Here is a 26,426-nt window from a genome sequence, read left to right as displayed (position 1 = left end):
CAAGCGGGAGGGGGATTTTCAGCCGAGTTTCCACTCCCAGCCGAGAGGATCGCCGTCCATCACGTCGACACCCTGCGCCGCAAGTTCATCGCGGATCGCATCCGAGGCGGCAAAGTCCTTGGCGGCGCGCGCTTCCTTGCGACGGGCGAGCGCGGCGTCGATTTCGGCTTCGGTGATGGTCGCAGCCTTGGGCCGGATGCGCAGGTCGGCGCGGGTGAGGTTGAAAAGGTCCAGGCCCAGCACACTATCCATCGCTGCCGCCAAACCGGCCTTCTGCTCAGGATCGACCTTCTTCGCCGCCAGCACATCGTCGAGCGCAGTCAACGCGACAGCCGTGTTCAGGTCATCGGCGATCGCGGCATCGAACTTGTCGAGCATCGGCTGCAATTTGCCCCAATCGTCACCCCGGCGCAGGCCGGGGCCCAGCGCCTCTGGATCCCGGCCTGCGCCGGGAAGACAGGCCTTGAGCATATCCACCGCCATCACCATCCGCTTCAACCGCGTCAGCGCCGCACCCAAGCCCTCCCACGAGAACTCCAGCTCGCTGCGGTAATGCGCCTGCAGGCACATCAGCCGGTAGGCGAGCGGGTGATACCCCTTGTCGACCAGCAATTGCAGCCGCAGGAACTCGCCCGAGGATTTCGACATCTTCCCTGACCGTTCGACCAGAAAATTGTTGTGCATCCAGAGCTTGGCGCCCGAATTCCTCGGATCATCCAGACCATTGGTGCAGCAGAACGCCTGATTCTGCGCGATTTCATTGGGGTGGTGAATCTCGCGGTGGTCGATCCCGCCGGTGTGGATGTCGAACGGAAAGCCGAGCAGCGCCTCGCCCATCACCGAGCATTCGAGGTGCCAACCGGGAGCGCCCCGGCCCCACGGCGAGTCCCACTCCATCTGCCGCGTCTCGCCTGCCGGAGTCTTGCGCCAGATCGCGAAGTCGGCGGCGTTGCGCTTGCCATCGACGCTATCGATGCGGCCTTCCCCGTCCTCGGTTACGGCGCGCGCCAGCCGCCCGTAATCGGCGACTGTGGAAACGTCGAAATACAGCCCGCTCTCCAGTTCGTAGCAGTGCTTGTCCGCGATGCTCTTGCCCCAGTCGATCATCGCCTCGACATATTCGGTCGCGCGCGGGTGCTGCTTCGGCTGGACGTTCAGCCGCGCCAGATCGGCCTCGAAATCCTCCTGATAGAAGCGCGCAATGTCCCACGCGCTCTTGCCCTCGCGCGCCGCCATGCGCTCCATCTTGTCCTCGCCCTCATCGGCGTCGGAGGTCAGGTGGCCGACATCGGTGATGTTGACCACGTGCGTGAGCTTGTAGCCCTTCCATTGCAGCGTCCGCCCCAGCGTATCGGCGAACACATAGGCGCGCATATTGCCGATATGCTGGTAGTTATAAACCGTCGGCCCGCAGGTGTAGACGCGCGCCTCGCCGGGGTGGACGGGCGCGAACACCTCGTGTCGGCGGGTGAGCGAGTTGAAGAGCTTGAGAGGCGCGTCGGTCATGGCGCGGTGCTTTGGCCAGCAGCGGGCACAACGTCAATTCCCTCGTCATTGCGAGGCACCGAAGGTGTCGTGGCAATCCAGAGCCTCCCACGCGCCGCTCTGGATTGCTGCGCGGCTTCGCCGCTCGCAATGAAGCAGCTATTCAAACCCGAGGAACTTGACCTGTTCGTCGAGCGGCACCCGCTCACGCTCGAAGGTGTTCACCGGCATGTCGGGATCGCGATACCCGATCGCCATGCCGCAGAAGAACATCGTGCTTTCGTGATCGAGACCGAGAAACTCACGGATCTCATTGGCATAGAACGCCATGAATTCCTGAAAGCAGCTGTCCAGCCCCTCTTCACGCAGCAGCAGCGCGACGGTTTGCAGCCACATGCCGGTGTCCGACCATTGCGGTTCGAGCATGAAGCGCGGGAAATAGCACAGCAGCAGCGCGGGCGCATCGAAGTTGGTGGTGTTGCGCGCCATCGCCGCCATGCGGGCCGGGCCATCGTCGCGGGCGATCCCCATCGCCTCGAACATGCCCTTGGAGATGCCGTTGAGCCGCTCCTTGTATTCGGGGTGCGCGGCGGGTGCATCCCAGCTGTATTCGAGCTCACCCATCGGCTTGCCCGCGATCCGCGCGCGCAGATCGGCGAGCGGCTGGCCGGTCACGATGGTCGCCTGCCACGGCTGGTAATTGCATCCAGAAGGCGACCAGCGCGCGGTGTCCATGACGCGGCGGATAGTTTCGAGATCGACTGGCTTGTCGAGGAAGTGCCGTACAGAGCGGCGGGTGGTGACGGCTTCGGTGACGTTCATGTGGACAGCCCCTTGAGAATACAGAAAATGCCGAGCGCTAGCCCAGCCATGCCGAACAGTCGCAGCGTGCGGTTACTGAGGTCGAAGCGCGGCGGATAGGCTTCGAGTTCGCGACGTTCCTCGAAAAAAGCTTCGGGCGCACCGGCATCGAGTTCGCGCAGGCGTTTCTTCCAATTGCGACGGGACTCGCGCACCAACATGTCGGGACGGACGATTGCCGCCAATGATGCAACTGTCATCGTGACACCAATATAGATGAAGAGGCTTTCGCCGCCCGCACTCAACGCCCCCGCCCCTTCACGCCCTTCTCATCCTCGAACAGTTCCGCCAGCTGTTCCATGATCGTACCGCCGAGTTGCTCCACGTCCATGATCGTTACCGCGCGGCGATAATAGCGCGTCACGTCGTGGCCGATCCCGATCGCCACCAGCTGGACGGGCGAGACCTTTTCGATCCATTCGATCACGCTGCGAAGGTGCGCTTCGAGATAACCCGCGCTGTTCACCGACAACGTCGAATCGTCCACCGGTGCGCCGTCGCTGATCACCATCAGGATGCGGCGTTCTTCGGGGCGGTAGAGCAGGCGGCTGTGCGCCCAGATCAACGCCTCGCCGTCGATGTTTTCCTTCAGCAGCCCTTCGCGCATCATCAGGCCGAGATTGCGGCGCGCGCGGCGCCACGGCTCGTCGGCCTGCTTGTAGATGATGTGGCGCAGGTCGTTGAGGCGGCCCGGGTTTTGCGGCTTGCCATCGGCGAGCCAGGCCTCGCGGCTCTGCCCGCCTTTCCACGCACGGGTGGTGAAGCCGAGGATCTCGGTCTTCACTCCGCAGCGTTCCAATGTGCGCGCCAGAATGTCGGCGCTGATCGCGGCGATGCTGATGGGCCGCCCGCGCATCGATCCGGAATTGTCGATCAGCAGGGTGACGATCGTATCCTTGAAATCGACATCGCGTTCGACCTTGTAGCTGAGCGCCGTGCCAGGCGAGATGATGACGCGGGCGAGGCGCGCGGCATCCAGCACGCCTTCCTCCATGTCGAAATCCCAGCTGCGGTTCTGCTGCGCCATCAAACGGCGTTGCAGCCGGTTGGCGAGCCGCGTCACCACGCCCTGAAGCCCCGTCAGCTGGCTATCGAGATAGGCGCGCAGCCGGTCGAGTTCCTCGGCATCGCAGAGGTCGGGCGCGGCGATTTCCTCGTCGAAGCGGGTGGTGAACGCCTTGTAGTCGATGCTCGGCGGGATGTCGGCTTGCGGGCGATTGGGGCGGACGGGCGCGTTCGAGGTGTCGCCTTCCTCACCCGCTTCGCCTTCGGACATGTCGCCATCGGTCTCGGCCTCGGAGGATTCGCTGCCGTCGCCCTCGCCTTCGGCCATGTCGCCGGCCATTTCGGCGGCCTGCGGATCGCCCTCGCCCTGGTTTTCATCCTCGCCGGTCTGTTCGTCGTCCGCGCCGTCATCCTCGTCGGGCGAATCGCTGTCGCTTTCATCGGGCGCGTCGGTCGGGCGGGTCAGGTCGAGTTCGCGCAGCATATCGAGCGCGAGCTTCTGGAATTCCTCCTGATCGCTCAGCTTTTCGGCCAGCGCGCCGAAATCCTTGCCGACTTTCTCCTCGAGGAAGTCACGCACCAGTTCGATCCCGCCCTGCGCCTTGGCAGGCACGGCCTCACCCGTCAGCGCCTCACGCACCAGCAGCGCGAGCGCGGTTTGCAGCGGCACTTCGGAGGAGTTCTGCGCGCGCACGATCTTGTCGCCCGCCGTGCGCAACTCGGTCGCCGCATCCAGATTGGCGCGCATTCCGCCGAAGCGGTTCGCGCCCAAAGCCTCGTAACGCACCTGTTCGATCGCGTCGTAACAGGCGCGCGCGATCGGTTCGGGCGGGGCGGATTTGGCGTGCAGGCCTGCGTCATGGTGGCGCAGCTTCAGCGCAAAACTATCGGCAAACCCGCGTGCCTCGGTCACCTGATCGGACGGCAGATCGCGTCCGGGCAGCGGCACGCGGAACCGGTTGCCCGCCGCACCCGGCACATCGGCGCTCCACGCGACCTCGACCTCGGGATCGCGCGCAATCGCCCGCGACGCGCCGGTCAGCGCCTGTTTGAACAGATCGAGCGGGGATTGGTCAGCCATATTCCGTTTTCGTTAGCAACTTGTGCGCTCCTGCGAAAGCAGGAGCGCATCTGAGCAGCGTAGCGCGCCGGATTCCTGCTTTCGCAGGAGATCGCATCAGCACAAATCTACAAAATGCTCTGACCCGTCTTGGCCCAATCGGCCATGAAGCCTTCGATGCCCTTGTCGGTCAGCACGTGCTTGAACAGGTCATGGATCACCTTGGGCGGCGCGGTCATGACGTCGGCGCCGATCTTGGCGGCCTGCAGCACGTGGCCGGTGTGACGCACGCTGGCGACGAGGATTTCGGTGGCGTAGGCGTAATTGTCGTAGATCAGGCGGATGTCCTCGATCAGGTCCATCCCGTCGAAGCCGTTATCATCATGCCGCCCGACGAAAGGCGAGATGAAGCTCGCGCCCGCCTTGGCCGCCAGCAACGCCTGGTTCGCGGAGAAGCACAGCGTCACATTGACCATCGTGCCTTCGCCGGTGAGCGCCTTGCAGGTCTTCAGCCCGTCGACCGTCAACGGCACCTTGATGCAGACATTGTCCGCGATCCGGCGCAGCACTTCGGCCTCTTTCATCATCGTTTCGTGATCGAGTGCGACCACTTCGGCGCTGACCGGGCCATCCACCAGCTTGCAGATCTCGGCGGTGACTTCCTTGAAGTCCAACCCCGACTTGGCGATCAGCGAGGGATTGGTGGTCACCCCGTCGAGCAGGCCGGTGGCGGCAAGTTCGCGGATCGGTTCGATCTCGGCGGTGTCGACGAAGAATTTCACGAAAGTCTCCTAATCCATTTAAGAAAATGCGACATTGATATGGCAAATGTGACAGGCTGGCACTACGGGGCCGCCATGATTCCAGCCGCTATCCGATATTCGATGCTGCTTGCCGTCACCTGCGCGGCTTGGCAACCGTCCAAAGCAATCGCCGCCGAAGAAGATACGCAATTCTGGCTCGGCGCGAACGCGACCGGCGAGGTGGCGGACCGCACGACGGTGACGCTCGACACCACCCAGCGCTGGCGCGCGGATCGCGCAGGGGGCGATCAGCACACGGCCCGCATCACGGTGGAACGCGAGGTTCACGAAGACGCACGGCTGGGCGGCGGGCTGGGCGTGTTCGAAACCGAAGGTGGCCTCACAGAAATCCGCGTGCATCAGCAGGCGGTGTTTACCCCCGGACGGTTCGAACTGCGCAGCCGGCTTGAGGAACGGTTCTTCGACGGCGCGGATCAGGTGGAACTGCGCCTGCGCCAGCGGGTGCACTACATCCATCCGGTCGCCAAAGGCTGGCGCGCGATGGTGGGCGGAGAATGGCTCGGCCTGTTGCAGTCGCGCAGAAACGGCGAAGGCTTTTCGACCGATCAGTGGCGCGCTCAGACGAGCCTCACCCACCGCGCCGCCGAGAATCTCGACGTCGGCGTGATCTACTGGCTGGTGGTCTCCCCGCGCGGTGATCGGCCCGACCGGATCAATCACATCCCGCAGGCGGTGGTGACCTACCGGTTCTGAGCCGGGTCAGATCCGGTTCGCCAGCCCGAACACGCCGATCAGCACCGGATCGCGGGTGCTTTGCGGATTGGCGCGGATCGCGGCTTCCTCGCGTGCGATTTCGCCCCAGATCGCATCATCGACCTCGCGCCCGATTCGGCTGGCGACATCGCGCGGATCGACCCCGGCCAGCGCGCCGATCGCCTGCCCGATCAGCGGATCTTCGGTCAGCCGGATTGCCTCGCCCAGTTCGGGCACGATCGCATCGAGCAGCGCCGTGCCCATCTCCAGCCGCAGGAAATCACTCGCCGCGCTCGGCCCGCCGCGCACCAGTTCGATGGCGTTGGCAAACCCGATAACCTCGACCGCATCGGTCACCACCGGAGCCGCGCGGTAGCTGGCGTCGATCGCGAAGGTGGCGAAGCGTTCCTCCAGCCGGTCCTTGAACAATTGCGAGGTGAGGATGCGCGACAGCGTATCGCCCCGCCCGCCGAGGAACTGGTTCAGGCCGACGCGCGCCACCTGCTCATCCCAGAACCCGCCGGGTTCGGTCAGCCGGGCAAAGGCGTTTTCGGCCGACAACAACAGCAGGCGGCGAATGGCCTCGACCGTGCTGAAACCGCCGCCGGTACCTGCGCAGGCGGGCAGCAGCAGCAATGCGCCTGCTCCGGCGACACCGGCCAGCAGCGAACGGCGGGTGGGGGTAAGATTGAGCGTATCGGACATTTTTGCGGTCTCCCAGCTTGCCCCCACCTCCTGCCGCCGCCCATATGGCGCTACGATGAACCGCATTCGCCTGCTTGTCCTCAATGCCGCGCTCGGCCCGCTGGATTACCGGCTGCCCGAAGGCGTGAGCGCGCCTGCAGGCAGCGTGGTGGTGGCCCCGCTCGGCCCGCGCAAGGTGACGGGCATCGTGTGGGACGAAGGCCGCTTGCCGGGGGACGAAATCGCGTTCGAACGCTTGCGCCCGATCCTTGAAGCAGTGCCGGTACCGCCCCTGCCCGCACCGCTGCGGCGGCTGATCGAGTGGACAGCGGATTATTATTGCGCGCCGCTCGCCAGCGTCGCGCGCATGGCGCTGGCCAGCGGCGGAGCGCTGGGCGGGCCCGCGACCATGACCGAATACCGGCTGACCGGCGCGGAAGGCTCGGGAAGGCTCACGGCGCAGCGCAAGACTGCCCTGGAAAAGCTTGCCGGCGAACAGGGCACCATGCGCGAATTGGCGGCGCAGGCCGGTGTTTCCGAAGGGGTGCTGCGCGGCATGGCGGGTGCGGGGTTGATCGAGCCGGTCGCCGTCGCCATCGACCGGCCCTACCCGCCCGCCGACCCCGATCACGCGCCGCCCGATCTCTCCCTTGTTCAGGCCGAGGTATCGGCGCGGCTGGTGGATGCGGTGCAGACGCGCAAATACGCCCCGTTCCTGCTCGACGGGGTAACGGGTTCGGGCAAGACCGAGACTTATTTCGAGCCCGTGGCCGAAGCGATCCGGCAGGGCCGTCAGGTGTTGGTGCTGCTCCCCGAAATCGCGCTGACCGAGAATTTCCTCAGCCGCTTTGCCGCCCGCTTCGGCGCGGCGCCGGTGCTGTGGCATTCCTCCTTGAAGTCCACCGAGCGGCGACGGGCGTGGCGGGCAATCGCGGACGGAACTGCGCAAGTGGTGGTCGGCGCGCGTTCGGCATTGTTCCTGCCTTACGCCAATCTCGGCCTGATCGTGGTCGATGAAGCGCATGAAATCAGCTTCAAGCAGGATGACGGGGTGCGGTATAACGCCCGCGATGTTTCGGTGATGCGGGCGCGGTTCGAAGGGGTGCCGGTGATCCTCGCCAGCGCTACGCCCGCGCTCGAAAGCCTGCACATGGCGGATATCGGGGTTTACGAGAAACTGGATCTGCCGAGCCGTTTCGGCGGGGCGAGCCTGCCTGCGGTGCGGCTGATCAACCTCACCGAGGAGAAGCCGGGCAGCGGGCGCTGGCTGGCCGGGCCGCTGGTCGATGGCCTGCGCGAAAGGCTGGAGAAGGGCGAGCAATCGCTGCTGTTCCTCAACCGCCGCGGCTATGCCCCGCTGACCTTGTGCCGCAATTGCGGGCATCGCTTCAAATGCCCTTCTTGCAGCGCGTGGCTGGTCGAACACCGCCTGTCGGCGCGGCTTGCCTGCCACCATTGCGGGTTCGAAACGCGGGTGCCGGAAAAGTGCCCCGAATGCGGCGAGAGCGATTGCCTGGTCGCCTGCGGGCCCGGCGTGGAGCGCATCGCCGACGAGGTGCGCGACCTCTTCCCGCAAGCCCGCATCGCGGTCGCCACGTCGGACACGTTGAACACGCCCGAACGCGCCGCGCAGTTCATCGCCGAAGCGGAAGCCAAGGCGATCGACATCATCATCGGCACGCAGTTGGTGACCAAGGGGTTCCACTTCCCCGAACTAACGCTTGTGGGCGTGGTCGATGCCGATCTCGGCCTCGAAGGCGGCGATTTGCGCGCGGCGGAGCGCACCTACAGCCAGGTCGCGCAGGTCGCAGGCCGGGCCGGGCGGGGGGCGAAACCGGGCGAGGTGCTGATCCAGACCCGCCACCCCGATGCCCCGGTCATCGCCGCGCTTGCGACAAGCGACCGCGACGGGTTCTACGCTGCCGAAACCGAGGCGCGGCGCGATGCCAATGCCCCGCCGTTCGGGCGCTGGGCGGCGATCATCCTGTCATCCGAGGACGAGAAAGAGGCCCGGCAGGCAGCAGCGCGGCTGGGCGATGCGCGGCCGCGGATCGACGATGTGCAAATCCTCGGCCCTGCGCCTGCCCCGCTGGCGTTGCTGCGCGGACGCTACCGCTACCGCTTTCTGGTGAACGCCAAGCGCAGCGCCAACCTGCAAGCGGTGTTGCGCGACTGGATCGGCGCAGTGCAATTCGCGCCCGGCGTGCGGGTGGGCGTGGATATTGATCCATATAGTTTTGTGTGATTCGTCGTTGCGAGCGTAGCAAAGCAATCCAGAGCGCCGAGCGAAGCGCTCTAGATTGCCGCGCCTTCGGCTCGCAATGACGAAACCAAACAGGTCCCCTCTGCGTAATCAGTCCATGACCGGCCCTATCCTCGTCCCCGTCCTTGGCGATCAACTCTCCCGCACCCTCTCCAGCCTCGAAGGACTCACCCCCGGCGATGCCACAATCCTGATGATGGAGGTGTGGGACGAGGCGACATATGTGAAGCACCACAAGCAGAAGATCGTGCTGATCTTCTCCGCCATGCGCCACTTCGCCGATGAGCTTCGCGCCGACGGCTGGCAGGTCGATTACATGACCCTCGACGACCCGGCCAACACCGGCAGCTTCACTGGCGAAGTCGCCCGCGCTGTCGAGCGCCGCGGTGCGTCCGAGGTGCGCGTGACCGAGGCGGGCGAGTGGCGTGTCCAGCAGGCCATGGAAGAATGGGCAGACCGCCTGCCCTGCCCGGTCAGCATCCTGCCCGACACCCGCTTCATCGCCAGTCACGCCGAATTCCGCACCTTCGCGGAGGGTCGCAAGCATCTGACGATGGAGTATTTCTACCGCGAGATGCGCCGCAAGACCGGGCTGTTGATGCGCTCGGACGGAAAGCCTGAAGGCGACCAGTGGAACCTCGACGCCGACAACCGCGAACCGCCCAAGGGTGACATGAAATCGCCTCCCGTCCCGACCTTCTCTCCCGACGCGATCACGGCGGAGGTTATCGCGCTGGTCTCCGCGCGTTTCCCCGATCATTTCGGCGATCTGGAACCCTTCGGCTGGCCCGTCACCCGCGCCGAGGCACTCGAAGCGGCGGAAGCCTTCTTCAAGCAGCGGATAGAAAAGTTCGGCCCCTATCAGGATGCGATGGTCCACGGGTCTGACGACCTGTACCACTCGATGCTGTCGACCAGCCTCAATATCGGGCTGCTCGATCCGCTCGAGTTGTGCGAGGCGGCGGAGACAGCCTACCGCGAGGGCCGCGCGCCGCTGAACTCGGTCGAAGGCTTCATCCGCCAGATCATCGGCTGGCGCGAATATGTGCGGGGCTTCTACTGGTACACAATGCCGGGTCTGGCCGAAGCGAACGAGCTGAACGCGCACCGCCCGCTCCCCGAATTCTTCTGGACCGGCGACACCGACATGCGCTGCCTCGCCGATTGCGTCCGCACCACCCGCGAAGATGCCCACGCGCACCATATCCAGCGGCTGATGGTGCTCGGCAATTTCTGCCTGATCGCGGGCATTTCGCCGCGCGAGGTGCAGGACTGGTATCTCGCCGTCTATGCCGATGCTTTCGAATGGGTCGAACTGCCCAACGTCAGCGGCATGATACTCTACGCCGATGGCGGCAGGCTGGCGACCAAGCCCTACGCTGCGTCCGGGAATTACATCAACAAGATGTCCGATTACTGCGGCAAGTGCCGCTACAAGGTCGCGAAGAAAACCGGGCCCGACGCCTGTCCGTTCAACCCGCTCTACTGGCATTTCATGGACCGCAACCGCGCGCGGCTGGAAAGCAATCACCGCATCGGCCGCATCTTTGCGACCTGGGACCGGATGGGCGAGGCCAAGCAGGGGGAATATCTGGAAAGCGCCGAAAAATTCCTCGACAGTCTCGAACCGGCCCGCAAAGGTTGGGCCAGAGCCGAATAGCGCGCCGATCACTGCGCGCCGAACACAGGGAGCCACGCCAATGCTGACGATCCACCACCTGCGCCTGTCGCAATCCGAACGCATCGTCTGGCTGGCCGAGGAACTGGGGCTGGACTATGACCTCAAGCTCTACACCCGCCGCGCCGACAACCGCCTTGCGCCCGATGAATACAAGGCGCTGCACCCGATGGGCATCGCTCCGGTGATCACCGACGGTGACTTCGTGTTGGGCGAAAGCGGCGCGATCATCGATTACATCGCGGCGAAATACGCGCCCGGCACGCCGCTGGTGCCCGGCCCCGATCACCCCGATTACGCCGACCACCTGTTCTATTATCACTGGGCCAACGCGACCTTCATGACCAACGGCATGATGGCGCTGGTGGCGCAGTTCATGGGCGCCAAGGAACTGCCCGCCTTCGTCGCCGACCGCGTGCAGAAAGGCTGGGCCATTATCGAAAAGCGGCTGGGCGAGGCGGAGTATTTCGGCGGCGCGCAGCTGACCACGGCGGACATCATGATGGGCTTCCAGCTCACTACCAGCCGCGCGATGAGCGGCACCGGCATCGACGGAATGCCAAACCTGCAAGCCTACCTCAAGCGCATTGGCGAGCGGCCAGCGTACCAAGCCGCGATGGCGAAATGCGAGCCGGGGATGCCGCCGAAACTGGATTGAGGCTGCGCTCCATTCGTCATTGCGAGGAGCGCAGCGACGAAGCAATCCACGGACCAACCGTTCTGCCAAACGGAGCCCTCTTGCGATGGATTGCCGCGCCTTCGGCTCGCAATGACGAGAGTGAGGGCTTGGCCTCAACCACGATCCGTCGCACAGGCCGTGCAGCCGGACGTGGATGGCGGAACATCGTCTCAGCCGTGGCGGTTCAGGTAACAAACCCGCGGCGCATCACTCTGCGCCGCCCCGAACAGCAAGAGAGGATCACGCCATGGCCAAGCCCCCCAAACCCCAGGATTCGCGCGCGAAATGGATCTGGGTGGCGTTGATCGTGGTGCTGACAGTGCTGGTGGTCGCGCTGGCATTCAATCCTTCCGGCGACCGCGACGGCACGGTGGACGATCCGATCGTGATGGATGATCCGGGCGACGGCACAGGCGTGGGCCAGACCGCGCCAGCAAGCGGGCCTGCGCCCGAGCCGTTCGCTCCGGGCGGTGATCCGGAGGGTTAATCTATAGGTTGGCAGCGGATCTCGCCGTGACCGCTCTTGGGCTGTTGCCGCACCATTTACGCTCTCAGTCGAGACGAACCGTGTTGCCTTTCAAGAGGCCGGAGCAAACGGCTCCTTCGACGCGCTGGCCCGAGGGGCTGGTGGCTTCGAAAGCAGTCGCGAAAAGATCGCCCTGACCACAATCGAAATAGGCATAACCCGTGGTGCGAACCTCGGTGTAGCCTTGCGCCAGAAGTGTCTGGACGGCGCGGTCAGGAGTTGTGCAGGCGACGGGTGCGACGAGAGGAAAGGCGGCTACAAGCGCAATCCCTATTCCGATCTGCCTCCACTTCCTTCGCGTCATCGAATGAAAAATGCCACATTTCAATGACGTAAGCAACAGGTTCGCAGGCCGAACGGCTGCTATTCAGCATTACGCCAAAACAAGCTCCGCAAAGGCCCAGGCCGAATGACCCTCAGACCCCCTCCCGCCGCAGCAACTCCGCCTTGATCTCCAGCCCATAGGCATAGCCGCCCAGAGTGCCGTCGCTGGCGATCACGCGGTGGCAGGGGATCAGCACCGCGACATGGTTCGCCCCGTTCGCCCCGCCGACCGCGCGGCTGGCTTTGGAGTTGCCGAGCAAAGCTGCCAGCGCGCCGTAGCTGCGCGTTTCGCCATGCGGGATGCGGCGTAGTTCCTCCCAGACGCGCTGCTGGAAGGCGGTGCCTTTCACGTCGAGCGGGATCGCGGCGCTGCCCGGCCCCGGCTGTTCAACCGCCGCCACGACAGCCGCAAACAACGCGCGGAAATCCTCACCCGCCGGGATCAGTTCGGCGCGCGGGAACCGTATCCGCAATTCAGCCTCGCCCTCGCCGAACGCCAGACAGCACACGCCCTTGTCGGTCGCCGCCACCAGCATCGGGCCGAGCGTGGTCGGCAAAACCGCCCAATGCACCCGCTTGCCCGCGCCGCCCTTGCTCCAGTCACTCGGCGCCATGCCCAGCCTGCCTTTCGTTTCTGCGTAGAATTGTTTCTGGCCCGAATATCCCGCATCTTCGAGCGCTTCCGTCACGCTCTGCCCCGCGCTCAAAGCCTCCCGCACCCGTTCTTCGCGGCAAGCGCGTGCAAAGGCGGCGGGCGACATCCCGACGCTTCGTTTGAACAGGCGCTGGAAATGCGCAGGCGCATAGCCGGTCAATTCGCTCAGCGCCGCCAGCGTCATCGCGCCTTGTGCCCGGATCGCGGCGATGGCGGCCAGCACGCAGGCCTCCTCGGCGCTCTGCGCATCGGGAGAGCAGCGTTTGCAAGCCCTCAGGCCAGCATCTTCAGCCCCTTTCGAGGATGAATAAAACCGCACATTCCTGCGCAAGGGCACGCGCGCCGGGCAGGACGGGCGGCAATATATCCCGGTCGAATGCACGCCCGTCACGAATACGCCGTCGAACCGCCGGTCCTTGGCGAGAACGATTCGCCAGCGATCGTCGTCGGTGATGTTCGCTAAATGTTTCACGTGAAACACTGTGCCACAGAGCATGGCCCGCCGCACCCCCGACAATTGCGTTCAATGTCGCGCCCGCCGAAAAAGCCGTTATAAGCCGCGCCATGAACCGCCTGCGTCTTGCCCTCGCCCTGCTCCTGACCCTGTTGGCTGCCCCGGCACTCGCCGACCCCGGCGATATCGACGCGGCGGCGCGCGGCGTGGTGCGCGTGGTGCTGGTCGGGTCGCGTGAAGGCGAATTCACAGCAATCTCCCACGGCAGCGGCTTTGCTGTCACGCCCACCCGGATCGTCACCAATGCCCACGTCATTCGTGAGGCATTACAGGATGATACATTGAGAATCGGGGTCGTTCCGAGCGAGGGCGAAGGCGGCAGCTTTGCCCGCGTGGTGGCAGTATCCCCGCGCAACGATCTGGCGCTGATCGAGATTGCCGAAGGCTCCTTGCGGTTGCCGCCGCTGACGCTGGCGGGCGGGGTGAGCCGCGATCTGGGCGACGTTTCGGCGGTGGGATACCCCATGAATGTCGATCTGGCACAGGGGCTGGAGATGAACGACATCTTCCGCGCCCAGCCGCCGGTCAAATCGCGCGGGTTCCTGTCGGGCGAGCGGCCCAGCCGCCAGTTCGATACGCTGCTCCACACCGCGCCGATCGCGCGCGGCAATTCGGGCGGGCCGCTGCTCGACGGCTGCGGACGGGTGTTGGGGGTCAATTCCTTCGGCGCGGATTCGGACAGCGGCGATGCGGAGTTCTACTTCGCGGTTTCCTTGCGCGAATTGCTGCCGTTCCTGCGCGACAACGGGGTGGAGCCGGTGACCAACGCCCTGCCTTGCCGGTCGATCGAGGAATTGAACGCCGACGAACGCCAGCGAATGATGGCCGCGCAATCGCAGGCGCGCGACCGGCTGGCGGAGCGCACGACCCGGCTGCGCGAGGTGCGCGAGACGGCGCGGCTGAGGGCGCAGATGGAAGTGCTCGAAGCGCGCGAGAACGCGATGGCGCTGGCGCTGATCGCGCTGCTGGTGGCAGCGGGCAGCGGGGCGGTTGCGGTGCAGTGGCGGCGTGATCCGGCACGGGTGAAGCATGCCGGAATCGCCGCAGGTGTCGCAGGCGCGGCCGTGATCGCAGGCGTACTGCTGTGGCTGACCCGCCCCGGCTTGTCCGAGATCGAGGACCGGGTCGCCGCCGCGCTCGCCGAAGCGGAAGGCGATACGGGCGGCGCCGCCGGCGCGGCTCAGCCCTCGCTCGCCGCGGATGGAACGCTGATCTGTTCGTTCCAGCCCGACCGCAGCCGCGTAACCGCAGCCCGCACCGACGATGTCGAGCTGGAATGGAACGCGGACGGCTGCGTCAATGGCCGCACCCAATACGGCCTTTCGGCAGGCGGTGCATGGAGCCGGGTACTGGTGCTGGAGGACGAAGCGGCGGTCGCGATCAACACCTACGATCCCGACACCCGCACATTCCGCACCGATCGTTATCTGCTGGGCAAGGGCGCAATGGACAGGGTGCTTGCGGCGCGCAGCCAGTACACCCCGCCCGCCTGCAGCGTCAGCGAGGCGGCGCGTACGTTGGGCGAGCAGCAATCCGCGCTGGTCGCGCTGCTGCCGGATCGTCCCAACGAACGGCTGATTTATGATTGCGCGGCGAAGGCAGAAACCGGCGGATAGTCCGCCTGAGGATAGCTAGGCCGCCAGTGCCTCCCCGCTCAGCGTAATCCGGTGCATCTCGCGCGCGTGACCGTGATAGTCATTGAGCGCGTTGTGCCACGTCGTCCGGTTATCCCAGATCGCGACCGTGCCCGGCTCCCACACCACGCGGCACTGGTTATCGTCCCGCACCGCAGCGGCGAGCAGTTGCGACAGCAGCGGCAGGCTTTCCTCGCGGGTCTGGCCGACGAAATTGATCGTGAAGCCGCCATTGACATAAAGCAGCCGCCGCCCGGTCTGCGGATGCCGGATCACCACCGGATGCACCGCGCCGGTGCGGATGTCCTGCCCGCGCAACGCCTTGCCCTGATCGGTCTGCGCATATAGGCCATCGGCCTTGTAGATGTGATCTGCGGTGTGGAACGCCTCCAGCCCCTCGATCGCGGCCTTCACCTCGTCCGAAAGGTCGTCATAGGCTGCGCCCATATGCGCGAACAGGGTGTCGCCCCCGGCAGGCGGCAGCACGCGGGCAACCAGGATCGATCCCATCGCAGGCACCGGGTCATAGGAATGATCGGTATGCCACGCCCCGCCGATATTGGTGGTCTGGTCGGGCGCCTTGGCCACCAGCGCGATTTCCGGCCAGCGCGGATCGAGCGGGAAGTAGTTATTGAGGTCGATCCCGCCCCAGCGCTTGGCAAAGCCAATGTGATCCTCGGGCGCGAAGTCCTGATCGCGCAGCACCGCCACGCCGTGTTCGTAGATCGCCTGCTTGATCGCCGCCATATCGGCATCGCTGCAATCCTTCAGCGAAACGCCCGCGAATTCGACCCCGCAGCGCGGGGCCATAGGCTTCATTTCCATCGATCCTCTCCCTCGGGCGTTCAGCGCCTCTTGCCTGCGCAATCTGTCGCGCTGCCGCTTTCCTGTCCAGAGAATCCCGCCCACCGGCTTGCACCTTCGGGAATCAATTGCTAGGCGCGCGCCAGCCTCGGCAGGCAGCCATTGCGCTCGCCCCCCGCCCGAAGCCCAAGCAATTATCCTTCGAAGCTCGCAAGAGGACAGAACACGCGTGGATATTTCCGCCGGTATCAAGGCCAGCCTGGCTGGACGCTACGCCTCGGCCCTGTTCGATCTCGCCAGCGAGAACGGCAAGGTCACCCCTGTCGAGAGCGATCTCGAAACGATCAGTGCCGCGCTGGCCGAATCGGCCGATCTGGCCGCGCTGACCACCAATCCGGAACTGTCGCGCGATGCGCAGGGTGCGGCAATGGCAGCGGTGGCGAAAAAGCTGAAGCTGTCAGCGCTGACCACCAATTTCCTCGGCGTGCTCGCCGCCAACCGGCGGTTGGGCAAGCTGCCCGGCATTATCTCGGCGTTCAAGGCGATTGCCGCCGCCCAGCGCGGCGAAGTCAACGCCACCGTCACCAGCGCGCACCCGCTGTCCGACGATCAGCTCGCCACCTTGAAGCATAAACTGACCGCGCGGCAGGGCCGCACCGTCATGCTCACCGCCTCGGTCGATCCAGACCTGCTCGGCGGTCTTGTCGTCACCATCGGATCGCAGCGCATCGATGCCTCGATCCGCACCCGTCTCAACTCGCTTGCCCAAAGCATGAAGGCGTAAGCCGCACAAACACGCCCATGAAGGCTTAAAGGACACTACCGATGCAAATCCGCGCCGCAGAAATCTCAAAGGTCATCAAGGACCAGATCGCCAATTTCGGCACCGAGGCCGAAGTCAGCGAAACCGGCTCCGTTCTTTCGGTGGGTGACGGGATCGCCCGCATCCACGGTCTCGATCAGGTGCAGGCCGGCGAGATGGTCGAATTTTCGAACGGCGTGCAGGGCATGGCCCTGAACCTCGAAGCCGACAATGTCGGCGTCGTGATCTTCGGCTCGGACGCCGAGATCAAGGAAGGTGATGTGGTCAAGCGCACCGGCACCATCGTCGACGTGCCGGTCGGCAAGGGCCTGCTGGGCCGCGTGGTCGATGCGCTGGGCAACCCGATCGACGGCAAGGGCCCGATCGACACGACCGAGCGTCGCCGCGTCGAAGTGAAGGCACCGGGCATCATCCCGCGCGAATCCGTGTCGGAACCCGTCCAGACCGGCCTCAAGGCGATTGACGCGCTGGTGCCCGTGGGCCGCGGTCAGCGCGAGCTGATCATCGGTGACCGTCAGACCGGCAAGACCGCCGTCGCGATCGACACCTTCATCAACCAGAAGGAAGCCAATGCGGGCGACGACGAATCGAAGAAGCTGTATTGCGTCTATGTCGCCGTCGGCCAGAAGCGCTCGACCGTGGCGCAGATCGTCAAGCAGCTCGAAGAAAACGGCGCGATGGAATATTCCATCGTCATCGCCGCCACCGCTTCGGAGCCTGCCCCGCTGCAATACCTCGCGCCCTACACCGGCTGCGCGATGGGAGAATTCTTCCGCGACAACGGCATGCACGCCGTGATCGTGTATGACGATTTGTCGAAGCAGGCCGTGGCTTACCGCCAGATGTCGCTGTTGCTGCGTCGTCCTCCGGGCCGTGAAGCCTATCCGGGCGATGTGTTCTACCTCCACAGCCGCCTGCTCGAGCGTGCGGCCAAGATGAACGAAGAAAACGGCCACGGTTCGCTCACCGCGCTGCCGATCATCGAAACGCAGGCGGGCGACGTGTCGGCCTACATCCCGACCAACGTGATCTCGATCACCGACGGGCAGATCTTCCTTGAAACCGGCCTGTTCTTCCAGGGCATCCGCCCTGCGATCAACGTCGGCCTTTCGGTGTCGCGTGTGGGCGGTGCCGCTCAGACCAAGGCGATGAAGAAGGTTTCGGGCTCGATGAAGCTCGATCTTGCGCAGTACCGCGAAATGGCGGCGTTCGCACAGTTCGGTTCCGACCTCGACGCCTCGACCCAGAAGCTGCTGAACCGCGGCGCGCGCCTGACCGAACTGCTCAAGCAGAAGCAGTTCAGCCCGATGCCGTTCGAGGAACAGACCCTGTCGATCTACGCCGGGACCAACGGCTATCTCGATGCGATCCCGGTGAACCGCGTCGGCGAATACGAGGCGCAGATGCTCGAATTCATGCGGCGCGAACATGGCGATGTGCTGACCGAAATCCGCACCAGCAAGAAGTTCGAAGGCGAAGTAGCGGACAAGGCTAAGGCCGCACTGCAAGCTTTCGCCAAGCAGTTCGCGTAAGGACACCGCCCAGTGCCCTCACTCAAGGAACTCAAAGGTCGGATCAACTCGGTCAAATCGACCCAGAAGATCACCAAGGCCAAGCAGATGGTCGCGGCGGCCAAGCTGCGCCGTGCGCAGGCTGCGGCTGAGGCTGGCCGGCCCTATGCCACGCGGCTTGCCGCGGTGATGGCGAGCCTCGCGGGCAAGGTGTCGGGCGACAGCGCGCCCAAGCTGCTGGCCGGGACCGGCGCGGATCAGCGCCACCTCCTCGTGGTGGTCAACACCGACAAGGGGCTGTGCGGCGGTCTGAACTCGAACCTCGTCAAGGCTGCCAAGATCAAGGCCAAGGAATTGATGGCGGCTGGCAAGACGGTCGAATTCTACCTGGTCGGCAAAAAAGGCCGCGCGCCGCTGAAGCGCGAATACCCCAACCTGATCGGCGCCGGATACGACACCAGCACGGTCAAGACCCCGGGCTTCAACGAAGCCGAAGCGATTGCCGATGAACTGATCGGCATGTTCGGCTCGGGCGAATTCGATGTCGCGCACCTGATCTACCCGACCTTCAAATCGGCGCTGGCGCAGGATCCGACCATCAATCAGCTGATCCCGGTTCCCGCACCTGCCGCCGCGGAAGATACCGGCGCTGTGGTCGACTACGAGCCTGGCGAGGAGGAAATCCTCGAAGAACTGCTGCCGCGTTACGTGCGCACGCAGCTGTTCGGCGCGCTGCTCGAACGCGAAGCATCAGAACAGGGCGCATCGATGACCGCGATGGACAACGCCACGCGCAACGCGGGCGATCTGATCCAGAAGCTGACCATCCAGTACAACCGCAGCCGTCAGGCCGCGATCACGACCGAATTGATCGAAATCATCGCAGGAGCAGAAGCGCTATGAAAAAGCTCATCGCCCTCACCCTCGTTGCAACCCTCGCCGCTTGCGGAAATCCGAGCGGGGAAGACACTGCCGATCTGGCGCCCGACGCGGTCGAAGCCGACGTCTCGGGCGGCGACATCGTGGGTGACAGTTCCGACGCGCCCGATATGGCGACGGTTCAGCTGGCGCTCGAGGAAGCCTGCCCCACCTTGCGCAACACCATCCGGACGTCGACCTGTCTGGCGCAAAATCTCGGTGCGTCTTTCGCTTGCGAATTCGCCTTCGAAACCGACCCCGAAGGCACGGAGCGCAGCCTGACCATCGAACAGCTGGGAGAAGGCTGGACGGTCGAGCAAGAGCCGCGCTTCTGCGAATCGCTGGAGCGGGCAAATGCTCTGGCGGATCAGCCCGCCGCCGACGTTGCGATCGATACCCTTCCCACCGAATAATCGGCACGGCAATTCAACACCCGCCGCGCAAGCCTACAGGAAACAACAATGGCCACCGCCCCCGCTTTGAACCAGACCACCAATGGCACCATCAGCCAAGTCATCGGCGCTGTCGTCGACGTGCAGTTCCCCGGTGAACTGCCCGCGATCCTGACCGCGCTGGAAACCAAGAACAACGGCAAGACGCTGGTGCTCGAAGTCGCCCAGCACCTTGGCGAAAACACCGTCCGCACCATCGCGATGGACGCGACCGAAGGCCTCGTGCGCGGCACCGAGGTGGTCAACACCGGCGCGCAGATTTCTGTGCCGGTCGGACCCAAGGTTCTGGGCCGGATCATGAACGTGATCGGCGAAGCGATCGACGAACGCGGCCCCATCGGCGCGGACAGCACCATGCCGATCCACGCCGAAGCCCCGCTGTTCATCGACCAGTCGACCGACGCGGCGATCCTCGTCACCGGCATCAAGGTGATCGACCTGCTCGCGCCCTATGCGCGCGGCGGCAAGATCGGCCTGTTCGGCGGCGCTGGCGTGGGCAAGACCGTGCTGATCCAGGAACTCATCAACAACATCGCCAAGGGCCACGGCGGCGTGTCGGTGTTCGCAGGCGTGGGTGAACGCACCCGCGAAGGCAACGATCTCTACCACGAATTCCTCGACGCGGGCGTTATCGCCAAGGACGCCGATGGCAATGCGACCAGCGAAGGCTCCAAGGTGGCGCTGGTGTTCGGCCAGATGAACGAGCCTCCGGGCGCACGTGCCCGCGTGGCGCTGTCGGGTCTGACGATGGCGGAATATTTCCGTGACGTCGAAGGCCAGGACGTATTGTTCTTCGTCGACAACATCTTCCGCTTCACGCAGGCGGGTTCGGAAGTGTCGGCGCTGCTCGGCCGCATTCCTTCGGCGGTGGGTTACCAGCCGACGCTGGCGACCGACATGGGCAAGCTGCAGGAACGCATCACCTCGACCAACAAGGGTTCGATCACCTCGGTGCAGGCGATCTACGTTCCCGCGGACGATTTGACCGACCCTGCGCCTGCTGCCTCGTTCGCTCACTTGGATGCGACCACCACGCTGAGCCGTGCGATTTCGGAACTCGGCATCTACCCGGCGGTCGATCCGTTGGATTCGACCAGCCGCGTGCTCGAACCCCGCGTTGTCGGTGCCGAGCATTACGAAACCGCCCGCCGCGTTCAGGAAACCCTGCAGAAGTACAAGAGCCTGCAGGACATCATCGCCATTCTCGGGATGGATGAGCTGTCGGAAGAGGACAAGCTGATCGTGGCCCGCGCACGCAAGCTGCAGAAGTTCCTTTCGCAGCCGTTCCACGTCGCCGAAGTGTTCACCAACATTCCGGGCGTGTTCGTGCAGCTCGAAGACACGGTGAAGAGCTTCAAGGCGGTGGTCGACGGCGAATATGACCACCTGCCCGAAAGCGCCTTCTACATGGTCGGCGGGATTGAACAGGCGGTCGAAAAGGCCAAGAAGCTGGCCGAAGAGGCTTAATCCGCTTCCCCCTCCCGCTTGCGGGAGGGGAGCGAGACTTGGCTGCGATAGCGGCCTAGTCGCAGCGGGGTGGGCCTCTGCCGGCCCATTCCCACCCCCAGCCCCTCCCGCAAGCGGGAGGGGGGTTAGGAAGAGACAATGCCCCTCCACTTCGAACTCGTCACCCCTGCCAAGCTTGTCCGGTCGGAAGACGTCCACATGGTGGTCGTCCCCGGTACCGAAGGCGAATTCGGCGTGCTGGAAGGCCATGCGCCCTTCATGTCGACGATCCGCGACGGTGCAGTGCAGGTATTCGTCAGCGCGAACGCTGCGCCCGAGATCATTCAGGTGCGCGGCGGCTTTGCCGAGGTCAATGAAAAGGGCCTCACCGTGCTGGCCGAACACGTCGAGGGGTAATCCCTCACCAATCGACGAACGACCATCGAGGGCGGGCCAAGTGCCTGCCCTTTTTGTTTGTATCCCCTTCCCTTTGCACCCTTCCCTCGGCACAACACCGCCCATCAATCCCCTGAGGAGAGGACGCTTGAAACTTGTCTCAACCCTTGCTCTGGCTCTGGCCATGACCATTGCTTCCACCACTGGCGCAGACGCGCAAGGAAACCCCGCCGAAGCCCCGGTGGACGGCATCCCCGGCCCCGAGCAGGACCCCTATATCTGGCTTGAGGAAGCGCGTTCCAAGGAAGCGCTCGACTGGGTCGGTAACGAAAACACCCGCACCCTTGCCGCGTTCGAAGCCGATCCGCGCTACGAGCAGTTGAAGGCCGAGGCGCTGGCGATCTTCGACAGCGAAGACCGCATCCCCTTCGTCAGCTTCCGCCCCGACGGGCTGTATAATTTCTGGCAGGACAAGGCGAACCCCAAGGGCCTGCTGCGCCGGACCACGCTGGAAAGCTACCGCACCGACAAGCCCGAATGGGAGATCATTCTGGATGTCGATGCGCTCGCCGCAGCCGAAGGCAAGGAGTGGGTCTATCAGGGCTCGACCTGCCTGCCGCCGGCGCTCAACAAGTGCATGGTCGCGCTGTCTGACGGCGGCGAGGACGCCACCATCATGCGTGAATTCGATACCGCGACCAAGCAGTTCGTCGAAGGCGGCTTCGTGCTCGATGCCAAGAGCCAGGGCGGCGTGCAATGGATCGACGCCGACACGCTGCTGGTCGGGCGCAGTTTCGGTGAAGGAACGGTGACGGAAAGCGAATATCCGTTCACCAGCCGCGTCTGGAAGCGCGGCACCGATATCGCCGACGCACCCGAAATCTTTCGCGGCGAGCCAACCGACGTCTCCGCCGGAGCCTATCTGCTGCGCGACAATGACGCGGTGATCCACGCCCGGATGGCCCGGCGCGGCATCAGCTTCCATGAAAGCGAATATTTCGTCGAGAAGGACGGCGAATGGTTGCAGCTCGACATTCCCAAGAAGGCCAGCCCCTACGGAATCGTCGATGGGCACCTGCTGATGTCGACCGATGTCGACTGGACGGTGGACGGCCAGACCTTCCCCGCCGACAGCCTGATCGCGATGGATCTGGAGGAATGGAAGGCCGACCCCAACGGCGCGGTAAAGACGCTGGTTTGGGCGCCGGGCGATCGCCAGACCAAGCAGGGCGGCACGGTCACGGCCAATTCCCTGTATGTCACGCTGCTCGACAATGTGATCGGCAAGGTGCTGGAGTTCAACTTTCAGGACGGCGCATGGGTCAGCCGCGAAGTGGCGCTGCCGGACAACGCAACGCTCGGCATCGCGGCTTCGTCGAACGAGACTGACCAGATCATGTACACGGTCAGCGACTTCCTCAATCCGACCACGCTCTATTACACCGATGGCTCCGCGCCGCCCGCAGTGCTGAAGACCAGCCCGGCCTATTTCGCGCCCGAGGGCATGGAGGTCGAACAGCACGAGGCGACCAGCAAGGACGGGACGAAAATCCCCTACTTCATCGTCAAGCCCAAGGGCATGGCGCTGGACGGCGATACCGCCACCTTGCTGACCGGCTATGGCGGGTTTCAGGTTGCGCGCCTGCCCGCCTATCTCGGCAGCACCGGTAAGCTGTGGGTGGAAAAGGGCGGTGCCTATGTGCTCGCCAACCTGCGCGGCGGCGGCGAGTTCGGCCCGAACTGGCACCAGACCGCGATCCGCGAGAACAAGCAGCGCACCTGGGATGATTTCATCGCGGTGGGCGAGGATCTGGTCCAGCGCGGCTTCACCTCGCCCGAGCATCTCGGCATCCAGGGCGGCTCGCAAGGCGGGCTGCTGGTCGGCACCGCCTTCACGCAGCGGCCCGACCTGTTCGGCGCAGCGATCGTGCAGATCCCGCTGTTCGACATGCTGCGTTATCACTTGATCGGGCGCGGGGCTTCGTGGATCGGCGAATATGGCGATCCGCGCATCCCCGAACAGCGCGCCTGGATCGAAGGCTATTCGCCCTATCAGAAGATCGAGGCGGGCGTGGATTACCCCGCCCCGTTCCTGTGGGCATCGACCGCCGATGACCGCACGCATCCCGCCCACGCGCGCAAGGGCGCGGCGAAGCTGAAGGAACTGGGCCAGCCCTATTACTACTTCGAGGATACCACCGGCGGCCATTCGGGCGGGGTCGACAACGAACAGCGCGCCAAGCTGCAGGCGCTGCAATTCGTCTATCTGATGCAGCGGTTGATGGACGCGCCGCAGGCTGGCGGCGGCGGCGAATAGGCTTCGCCAACCCGATGCAATCGAGGGGCGGCTCCGGCATGGGGCCGCCCTTTTTGCATTAATGACCGGCGCGGCTTGAGTGCCACTTGTAAAGCATTCCGACACTTGGCCTCGGCTCGTCGCACACGCGGCACGGGGCGTTTCATCAACGCCCGCTTAACCCTGTTCCGCAGCGACTCGTTAAGTCTGCCCGTCAACAATCGGTCCATCGGGGGCGATACCGGCACGAGCACACAAGGAGCTGACGAATGGCGTACCCGAGGGATATTTCGATAGGCGAAGCGATCAAGCGCTATGGCCTGCCACGCAACCACCGCGTCCACTGGTCGAAAGCGCGCAAGGACGATGTCGTGCGCGCCGTGCGGGAACAGGCGATCAGCTTTCACGAAGCGCGCCAACGCTACTTGCTCAGCCGCAGCGAGTTCGAGCAGTGGGAGCGCGATTACGTCGCCTCGGGCGGCGATGCGGCGCGGATGGAAAACGCCTGAGGGTTACGCTGGGCCGATCGGGATCAGCACTTCGTTGCGGCGCAGCGGACCGGGCACCATCGGCGCATCGTAGAAGGCGAACTCCGCATCTCCTGACGGCGCAATGTCCTGCCCGGCGAGCCATTTGCGCAATTGCGCCTCGCGCGCGGCAAGATCGGCCGCGCCGCCATTGCCGGAAAACCGCACTGCCGCCATCCGCCTTGCGGGCACTTGCGTCAGGGTAATATCGGCAGGCGCAGGGGGGAGCGTGTCGAGCGTGTATTTGGAAGGCATGACGAAGCGCATTTGCCAGCGTCCGGCCCCGGTTTCCTGCTGGATGACAGGCGCGGTCATCGCAATGCTCTCACCGCCTTCGGGCCGATCCTGCGCGAAGATATAGGCGGCAAGCCTGCGGAAGCTTGGCCCGCTGGCACGCTGGCGATCGCCCGATGACGTGACTTCGGCCACCACCAGCGCGGGGTAATCGCGCAGTTCGAAGTCACCCTCGGCCCGGATGAGCGCGAAGTCGGGTTCTTCGGTGTTGCGTTTCTGGGCGTACACGGCGGCGGCTCCTACGGCTACAAGGCCGATCCCTGCGGCAATCCATCGTCCGGCTTTCATGGCGTATCTCCTGATTCAGTCTCGCTGTATCAGCCGATGGCGCAATCAAAGGTTCCCCGCGCCCGACGCTTCAGCGCGTCGGCGCGTCGAAATCGGCGGGCTTGTTGGCGACCCATGAGACGAATTTGGCGATAGCCGGGTTATCGCGGATCACGCTGGCGTCATCACCGATGCGGGCGAGTTCGTTGTTGGTGAAGTTGGCGTGGATCGTTTTGTGGCAGATCGGGTGGACCGGCACCTTGATCTTGCCCTTCTTCGCCTTGGGCACCGGGTGATGCCACTGCACGATATCGCCGAGCGGGCGGTCGCACAGCCAGCAGGTGAGGGGATCGCTCACTTCTTCTCCGCCGCTTTCTTCTTCTTCATCGCGTCGTGGAAGCGGTCGGCCCAGCCCGGCTTCACCAGCTGTTCGGCGCGCACCATCCTCAGTTCGCCCTCTGCCACGTCGCGGCTAACGGTCGATCCCGCCGCAACAATCGCATCCGCGCCGATGCTGACCGGCGCGACCAGCGCGGAGTTCGAGCCGATGAAGGCCCGCTCGCCGATCACGGTCCTGTGCTTGAAATACCCGTCGTAATTGCAGGTGATCGTGCCCGCGCCGATATTCGCGCCCGCGCCGATGGTGGCATCGCCGAGATAGGTCAGGTGGCTCGCCTTCGCGCCCTCGCCCAGCACCGCGTTCTTCACCTCAACGAAATTGCCGACGAAGCTGCCTTCCTCCAGCACCGTGCCGGGGCGCAGACGGGCAAACGGGCCGACCTTGACCCCGCTCGCCAGCTTCGCGCCTTCGATATGACTGTTGGCGCGGATCAGCACATTATCCGCGATCTCAACGCCCGGGCCGAAGAATACGTTGGGTTCGATCGTGACGTCGCGCCCCAGCACCGTATCCCAGCTGAAGAATGCCGTGTCGGGCGCGATCAGGGTCGCGCCTTCGTCCATTGCCCGGATGCGCCGCGCGGCCTGCCAGCGGGCTTCGGCCCCGGCGAGTTCGGCGCGGGAGTTGATCCCCGCCACCTCATCCGGCGTTTCGGCGACGATCACCGCGCAGGTGCGCCCGTCGGCGATGGCGATGTTGACGATATCGGGGAGGTAATATTCGCCCTGCGCATTGTCGTTGCCGACCCGCGCCAGCAGCCCGAACAGGTCTCCGGCGCGCGCCGCCACCAGCCCGGAATTGCACAGCCGTGCGGCGCGCTCGCTTTCGTCTGCGTCCTTGTATTCGACCATCTTGCGGATCCGGCCATCGTCATTCGCGATCACCCGGCCATAGGCGAGCGGGTTTTCGGGCACGAACCCCAGCACCACCGCGGCGGGCGCATCGGGAGCATGAAGCCGTTCCAGCATGGCGCGCATGGTTTGCGGCTGCACGAACGGCACGTCACCATAAAGCACCAGCACATCGCCGGCGAAGCCTTCAAGTACGTCTTCGGCCTGCTGCACCGCATGGCCGGTGCCGAGCTGCGGTTCCTGCAGGCAGGTGGCGGCGCGGGTGCCGACCGCCGCCTCAATCTGCTCGCGGCCCGCGCCGACCACCACCGCCAGCCGCGTCGGCCCGAGTTCGGCCAGAGACGCCATCAGATGCTCCAGCATCGCGCGGCCTGCAATCTTGTGCAGGACCTTGTGCGTATCGCTTTTCATGCGAGTGCCCTTGCCAGCGGCAAGGATGATGGCGGCGAAGGGATGAGAGGTGTCAGTCATTGCGCTTGTCCTTAGGGAAAGCCGCGCTTGCCAGCAATTGCTTGCGGTTTGAAGAACGTTGCTTCACCGCGCCCAAAATTCCGGA

The 26,426-nt window shown here is 64.6% G+C and carries 25 protein-coding genes; 14 read left to right on the top strand and 11 right to left on the bottom strand.

The annotated features are described in order from the left end of the window. Positions 1-18 precede the first annotated feature (18 nt). From cysS to fsa, 5 genes are all read right to left on the bottom strand, one after another. Positions 19-1,506 carry a cysteine--tRNA ligase gene (cysS, locus tag Q0L48_RS10110; protein ID WP_296720476.1) on the bottom strand — a complete coding sequence of 496 codons (1,488 nt, stop codon included), beginning with the start codon at positions 1,504-1,506 and terminating at the stop codon, positions 19-21. Positions 1,507-1,644: 138 nt separating this feature from the next. Continuing rightward, the gene (locus Q0L48_RS10105; protein WP_296720474.1) at positions 1,645-2,307 is read right to left on the bottom strand and encodes a nitroreductase; all 663 of its coding nucleotides are present in this window, start codon (positions 2,305-2,307) and stop codon (positions 1,645-1,647) included. Continuing rightward, on the bottom strand, positions 2,304-2,591 hold the full coding sequence (locus tag Q0L48_RS10100) for a hypothetical protein (RefSeq protein ID WP_296720472.1): 288 nt from the start codon (positions 2,589-2,591) through the stop codon (positions 2,304-2,306). Before Q0L48_RS10100 ends, Q0L48_RS10105 begins: the two co-directional genes overlap by 4 nt. After that, complete coding sequence (gene cobT / locus Q0L48_RS10095) at positions 2,588-4,432, bottom strand: cobaltochelatase subunit CobT (protein WP_296720470.1); 1,845 nt, start codon at positions 4,430-4,432, stop codon at positions 2,588-2,590. The genes Q0L48_RS10100 and cobT overlap by 4 nt, the downstream gene beginning before the upstream one ends. 107 nt (positions 4,433-4,539) lie before the next feature. Beyond that, on the bottom strand, positions 4,540-5,193 hold the full coding sequence (fsa, locus tag Q0L48_RS10090; protein ID WP_296720467.1) for a fructose-6-phosphate aldolase: 654 nt from the start codon (positions 5,191-5,193) through the stop codon (positions 4,540-4,542). 75 nt (positions 5,194-5,268) lie between these two features. On the opposite strand from fsa, the gene Q0L48_RS10085 reads away from it, so the two are divergent. Continuing rightward, complete coding sequence (locus tag Q0L48_RS10085) at positions 5,269-5,928, top strand: DUF2490 domain-containing protein (protein WP_296720465.1); 660 nt, start codon at positions 5,269-5,271, stop codon at positions 5,926-5,928. 6 nt (positions 5,929-5,934) lie between these two features. On the opposite strand, the gene Q0L48_RS10080 is transcribed toward Q0L48_RS10085, so the two are convergent. Continuing rightward, complete coding sequence (locus Q0L48_RS10080; RefSeq protein WP_296720463.1) at positions 5,935-6,633, bottom strand: DUF4197 domain-containing protein; 699 nt, start codon at positions 6,631-6,633, stop codon at positions 5,935-5,937. A gap of 55 nt (positions 6,634-6,688) precedes the next feature. Here Q0L48_RS10080 and Q0L48_RS10075 point away from each other — a divergent pair, with 55 nt between their 5' ends. The 4 genes from Q0L48_RS10075 (at position 6,689) to Q0L48_RS10060 (ending at position 11,719) form a co-directional block, all read left to right on the top strand. Further along, positions 6,689-8,857, top strand: coding sequence for a primosomal protein N' (locus tag Q0L48_RS10075; protein WP_296720460.1), 2,169 nt, complete (start codon positions 6,689-6,691; stop codon positions 8,855-8,857). Between the two features lie 115 nt (positions 8,858-8,972). Further along, positions 8,973-10,535, top strand: a complete 1,563-nt coding sequence (locus Q0L48_RS10070; protein WP_296720458.1) for a cryptochrome/photolyase family protein — start codon at positions 8,973-8,975, stop codon at positions 10,533-10,535. Between the two features lie 40 nt (positions 10,536-10,575). Next, positions 10,576-11,211, top strand: coding sequence for a glutathione S-transferase family protein (locus Q0L48_RS10065; RefSeq protein ID WP_296720456.1), 636 nt, complete (start codon positions 10,576-10,578; stop codon positions 11,209-11,211). Positions 11,212-11,479: 268 nt separating this feature from the next. After that, complete coding sequence (locus Q0L48_RS10060) at positions 11,480-11,719, top strand: hypothetical protein (RefSeq protein ID WP_296720453.1); 240 nt, start codon at positions 11,480-11,482, stop codon at positions 11,717-11,719. Positions 11,720-12,174: 455 nt separating this feature from the next. On the opposite strand, the gene Q0L48_RS10055 is transcribed toward Q0L48_RS10060, so the two are convergent. Then, on the bottom strand, positions 12,175-13,209 hold the full coding sequence (locus tag Q0L48_RS10055; protein ID WP_296720451.1) for a bifunctional transcriptional activator/DNA repair enzyme AdaA: 1,035 nt from the start codon (positions 13,207-13,209) through the stop codon (positions 12,175-12,177). Between the two features lie 92 nt (positions 13,210-13,301). On the opposite strand from Q0L48_RS10055, the gene Q0L48_RS10050 reads away from it, so the two are divergent. Beyond that, positions 13,302-14,867 (top strand): S1C family serine protease, encoded by a 1,566-nt coding sequence (locus Q0L48_RS10050; RefSeq protein ID WP_296720448.1) that lies wholly within the window; start codon positions 13,302-13,304, stop codon positions 14,865-14,867. A 15-nt stretch (positions 14,868-14,882) separates the two neighbouring features. On the opposite strand, the gene Q0L48_RS10045 is transcribed toward Q0L48_RS10050, so the two are convergent. After that, positions 14,883-15,710, bottom strand: a complete 828-nt coding sequence (locus Q0L48_RS10045) for a TauD/TfdA family dioxygenase (protein ID WP_296720447.1) — start codon at positions 15,708-15,710, stop codon at positions 14,883-14,885. Between the two features lie 208 nt (positions 15,711-15,918). On the opposite strand from Q0L48_RS10045, the gene Q0L48_RS10040 reads away from it, so the two are divergent. The 8 genes from Q0L48_RS10040 (at position 15,919) to Q0L48_RS10005 (ending at position 24,040) form a co-directional block, all read left to right on the top strand. Then, a complete protein-coding gene (locus tag Q0L48_RS10040; protein ID WP_296720444.1) occupies positions 15,919-16,473 on the top strand; it encodes a F0F1 ATP synthase subunit delta in 555 nt (184 codons plus the stop codon). 41 nt (positions 16,474-16,514) lie between these two features. Then, positions 16,515-18,044 carry a F0F1 ATP synthase subunit alpha gene (gene atpA, locus Q0L48_RS10035; protein WP_296720442.1) on the top strand — a complete coding sequence of 510 codons (1,530 nt, stop codon included), beginning with the start codon at positions 16,515-16,517 and terminating at the stop codon, positions 18,042-18,044. 12 nt (positions 18,045-18,056) lie between these two features. After that, entirely contained in the window at positions 18,057-18,926 is an 870-nt protein-coding gene (locus tag Q0L48_RS10030) for a F0F1 ATP synthase subunit gamma (protein WP_296720440.1), read from the top strand. Continuing rightward, positions 18,923-19,354, top strand: a complete 432-nt coding sequence (locus Q0L48_RS10025) for a hypothetical protein (RefSeq protein ID WP_296720437.1) — start codon at positions 18,923-18,925, stop codon at positions 19,352-19,354. The genes Q0L48_RS10030 and Q0L48_RS10025 overlap by 4 nt, the downstream gene beginning before the upstream one ends. A gap of 48 nt (positions 19,355-19,402) precedes the next feature. Next, positions 19,403-20,860 carry a F0F1 ATP synthase subunit beta gene (atpD, locus tag Q0L48_RS10020; RefSeq protein WP_296720434.1) on the top strand — a complete coding sequence of 486 codons (1,458 nt, stop codon included), beginning with the start codon at positions 19,403-19,405 and terminating at the stop codon, positions 20,858-20,860. Between the two features lie 138 nt (positions 20,861-20,998). Next, the gene (locus Q0L48_RS10015; RefSeq protein WP_296720432.1) at positions 20,999-21,256 is read left to right on the top strand and encodes an ATP synthase F1 subunit epsilon; all 258 of its coding nucleotides are present in this window, start codon (positions 20,999-21,001) and stop codon (positions 21,254-21,256) included. Positions 21,257-21,419: 163 nt separating this feature from the next. Next, entirely contained in the window at positions 21,420-23,552 is a 2,133-nt protein-coding gene (locus Q0L48_RS10010) for a prolyl oligopeptidase family serine peptidase (protein WP_296720430.1), read from the top strand. A 248-nt stretch (positions 23,553-23,800) separates the two neighbouring features. Further along, complete coding sequence (locus Q0L48_RS10005; protein ID WP_296720428.1) at positions 23,801-24,040, top strand: DUF1153 domain-containing protein; 240 nt, start codon at positions 23,801-23,803, stop codon at positions 24,038-24,040. A 3-nt stretch (positions 24,041-24,043) separates the two neighbouring features. Here the strand turns inward: Q0L48_RS10005 and Q0L48_RS10000 are convergent, their stop codons facing one another. The 3 genes from Q0L48_RS10000 to glmU form a co-directional block, all read right to left on the bottom strand. Beyond that, positions 24,044-24,640, bottom strand: coding sequence for a heme-binding protein (locus Q0L48_RS10000; protein WP_296720425.1), 597 nt, complete (start codon positions 24,638-24,640; stop codon positions 24,044-24,046). Between the two features lie 70 nt (positions 24,641-24,710). After that, entirely contained in the window at positions 24,711-24,977 is a 267-nt protein-coding gene (locus tag Q0L48_RS09995) for an HNH endonuclease (RefSeq protein WP_296720423.1), read from the bottom strand. Beyond that, on the bottom strand, positions 24,974-26,341 hold the full coding sequence (glmU, locus tag Q0L48_RS09990; protein ID WP_296720420.1) for a bifunctional UDP-N-acetylglucosamine diphosphorylase/glucosamine-1-phosphate N-acetyltransferase GlmU: 1,368 nt from the start codon (positions 26,339-26,341) through the stop codon (positions 24,974-24,976). Before glmU ends, Q0L48_RS09995 begins: the two co-directional genes overlap by 4 nt. Positions 26,342-26,426 lie beyond the last annotated feature (85 nt).

The sequence above is a fragment of the Erythrobacter sp. genome (assembly GCF_024305245.1).
Classification (GTDB): Bacteria; Pseudomonadota; Alphaproteobacteria; order Sphingomonadales; family Sphingomonadaceae; genus Erythrobacter.
The sequence above is the reverse complement of the archived record's forward strand: the minus strand, read 5'-3'. Positions and strand labels throughout refer to the sequence as shown.

Coding starts and splice junctions, on each gene's coding strand:
- cysS (WP_296720476.1), bottom strand. CDS start 1,506: ATGACCGACGCGCCTCTCAAGCTCTTCAACTCGCTCACCCGCCGACAC.
- Q0L48_RS10105 (WP_296720474.1), bottom strand. CDS start 2,307: ATGAACGTCACCGAAGCCGTCACCACCCGCCGCTCTGTACGGCACTTC.
- cobT (WP_296720470.1), bottom strand. CDS start 4,432: ATGGCTGACCAATCCCCGCTCGATCTGTTCAAACAGGCGCTGACCGGC.
- Q0L48_RS10085 (WP_296720465.1), top strand. CDS start 5,269: ATGATTCCAGCCGCTATCCGATATTCGATGCTGCTTGCCGTCACCTGC.
- Q0L48_RS10080 (WP_296720463.1), bottom strand. CDS start 6,633: ATGTCCGATACGCTCAATCTTACCCCCACCCGCCGTTCGCTGCTGGCC.
- Q0L48_RS10075 (WP_296720460.1), top strand. CDS start 6,689: ATGAACCGCATTCGCCTGCTTGTCCTCAATGCCGCGCTCGGCCCGCTG.
- Q0L48_RS10070 (WP_296720458.1), top strand. CDS start 8,973: ATGACCGGCCCTATCCTCGTCCCCGTCCTTGGCGATCAACTCTCCCGC.
- Q0L48_RS10065 (WP_296720456.1), top strand. CDS start 10,576: ATGCTGACGATCCACCACCTGCGCCTGTCGCAATCCGAACGCATCGTC.
- Q0L48_RS10060 (WP_296720453.1), top strand. CDS start 11,480: ATGGCCAAGCCCCCCAAACCCCAGGATTCGCGCGCGAAATGGATCTGG.
- Q0L48_RS10050 (WP_296720448.1), top strand. CDS start 13,302: ATGAACCGCCTGCGTCTTGCCCTCGCCCTGCTCCTGACCCTGTTGGCT.
- Q0L48_RS10045 (WP_296720447.1), bottom strand. CDS start 15,710: ATGGAAATGAAGCCTATGGCCCCGCGCTGCGGGGTCGAATTCGCGGGC.
- atpA (WP_296720442.1), top strand. CDS start 16,515: ATGCAAATCCGCGCCGCAGAAATCTCAAAGGTCATCAAGGACCAGATC.
- Q0L48_RS10025 (WP_296720437.1), top strand. CDS start 18,923: ATGAAAAAGCTCATCGCCCTCACCCTCGTTGCAACCCTCGCCGCTTGC.
- atpD (WP_296720434.1), top strand. CDS start 19,403: ATGGCCACCGCCCCCGCTTTGAACCAGACCACCAATGGCACCATCAGC.
- Q0L48_RS10015 (WP_296720432.1), top strand. CDS start 20,999: ATGCCCCTCCACTTCGAACTCGTCACCCCTGCCAAGCTTGTCCGGTCG.
- Q0L48_RS10010 (WP_296720430.1), top strand. CDS start 21,420: ATGACCATTGCTTCCACCACTGGCGCAGACGCGCAAGGAAACCCCGCC.
- Q0L48_RS10005 (WP_296720428.1), top strand. CDS start 23,801: ATGGCGTACCCGAGGGATATTTCGATAGGCGAAGCGATCAAGCGCTAT.
- Q0L48_RS10000 (WP_296720425.1), bottom strand. CDS start 24,640: ATGAAAGCCGGACGATGGATTGCCGCAGGGATCGGCCTTGTAGCCGTA.
- glmU (WP_296720420.1), bottom strand. CDS start 26,341: ATGACTGACACCTCTCATCCCTTCGCCGCCATCATCCTTGCCGCTGGC.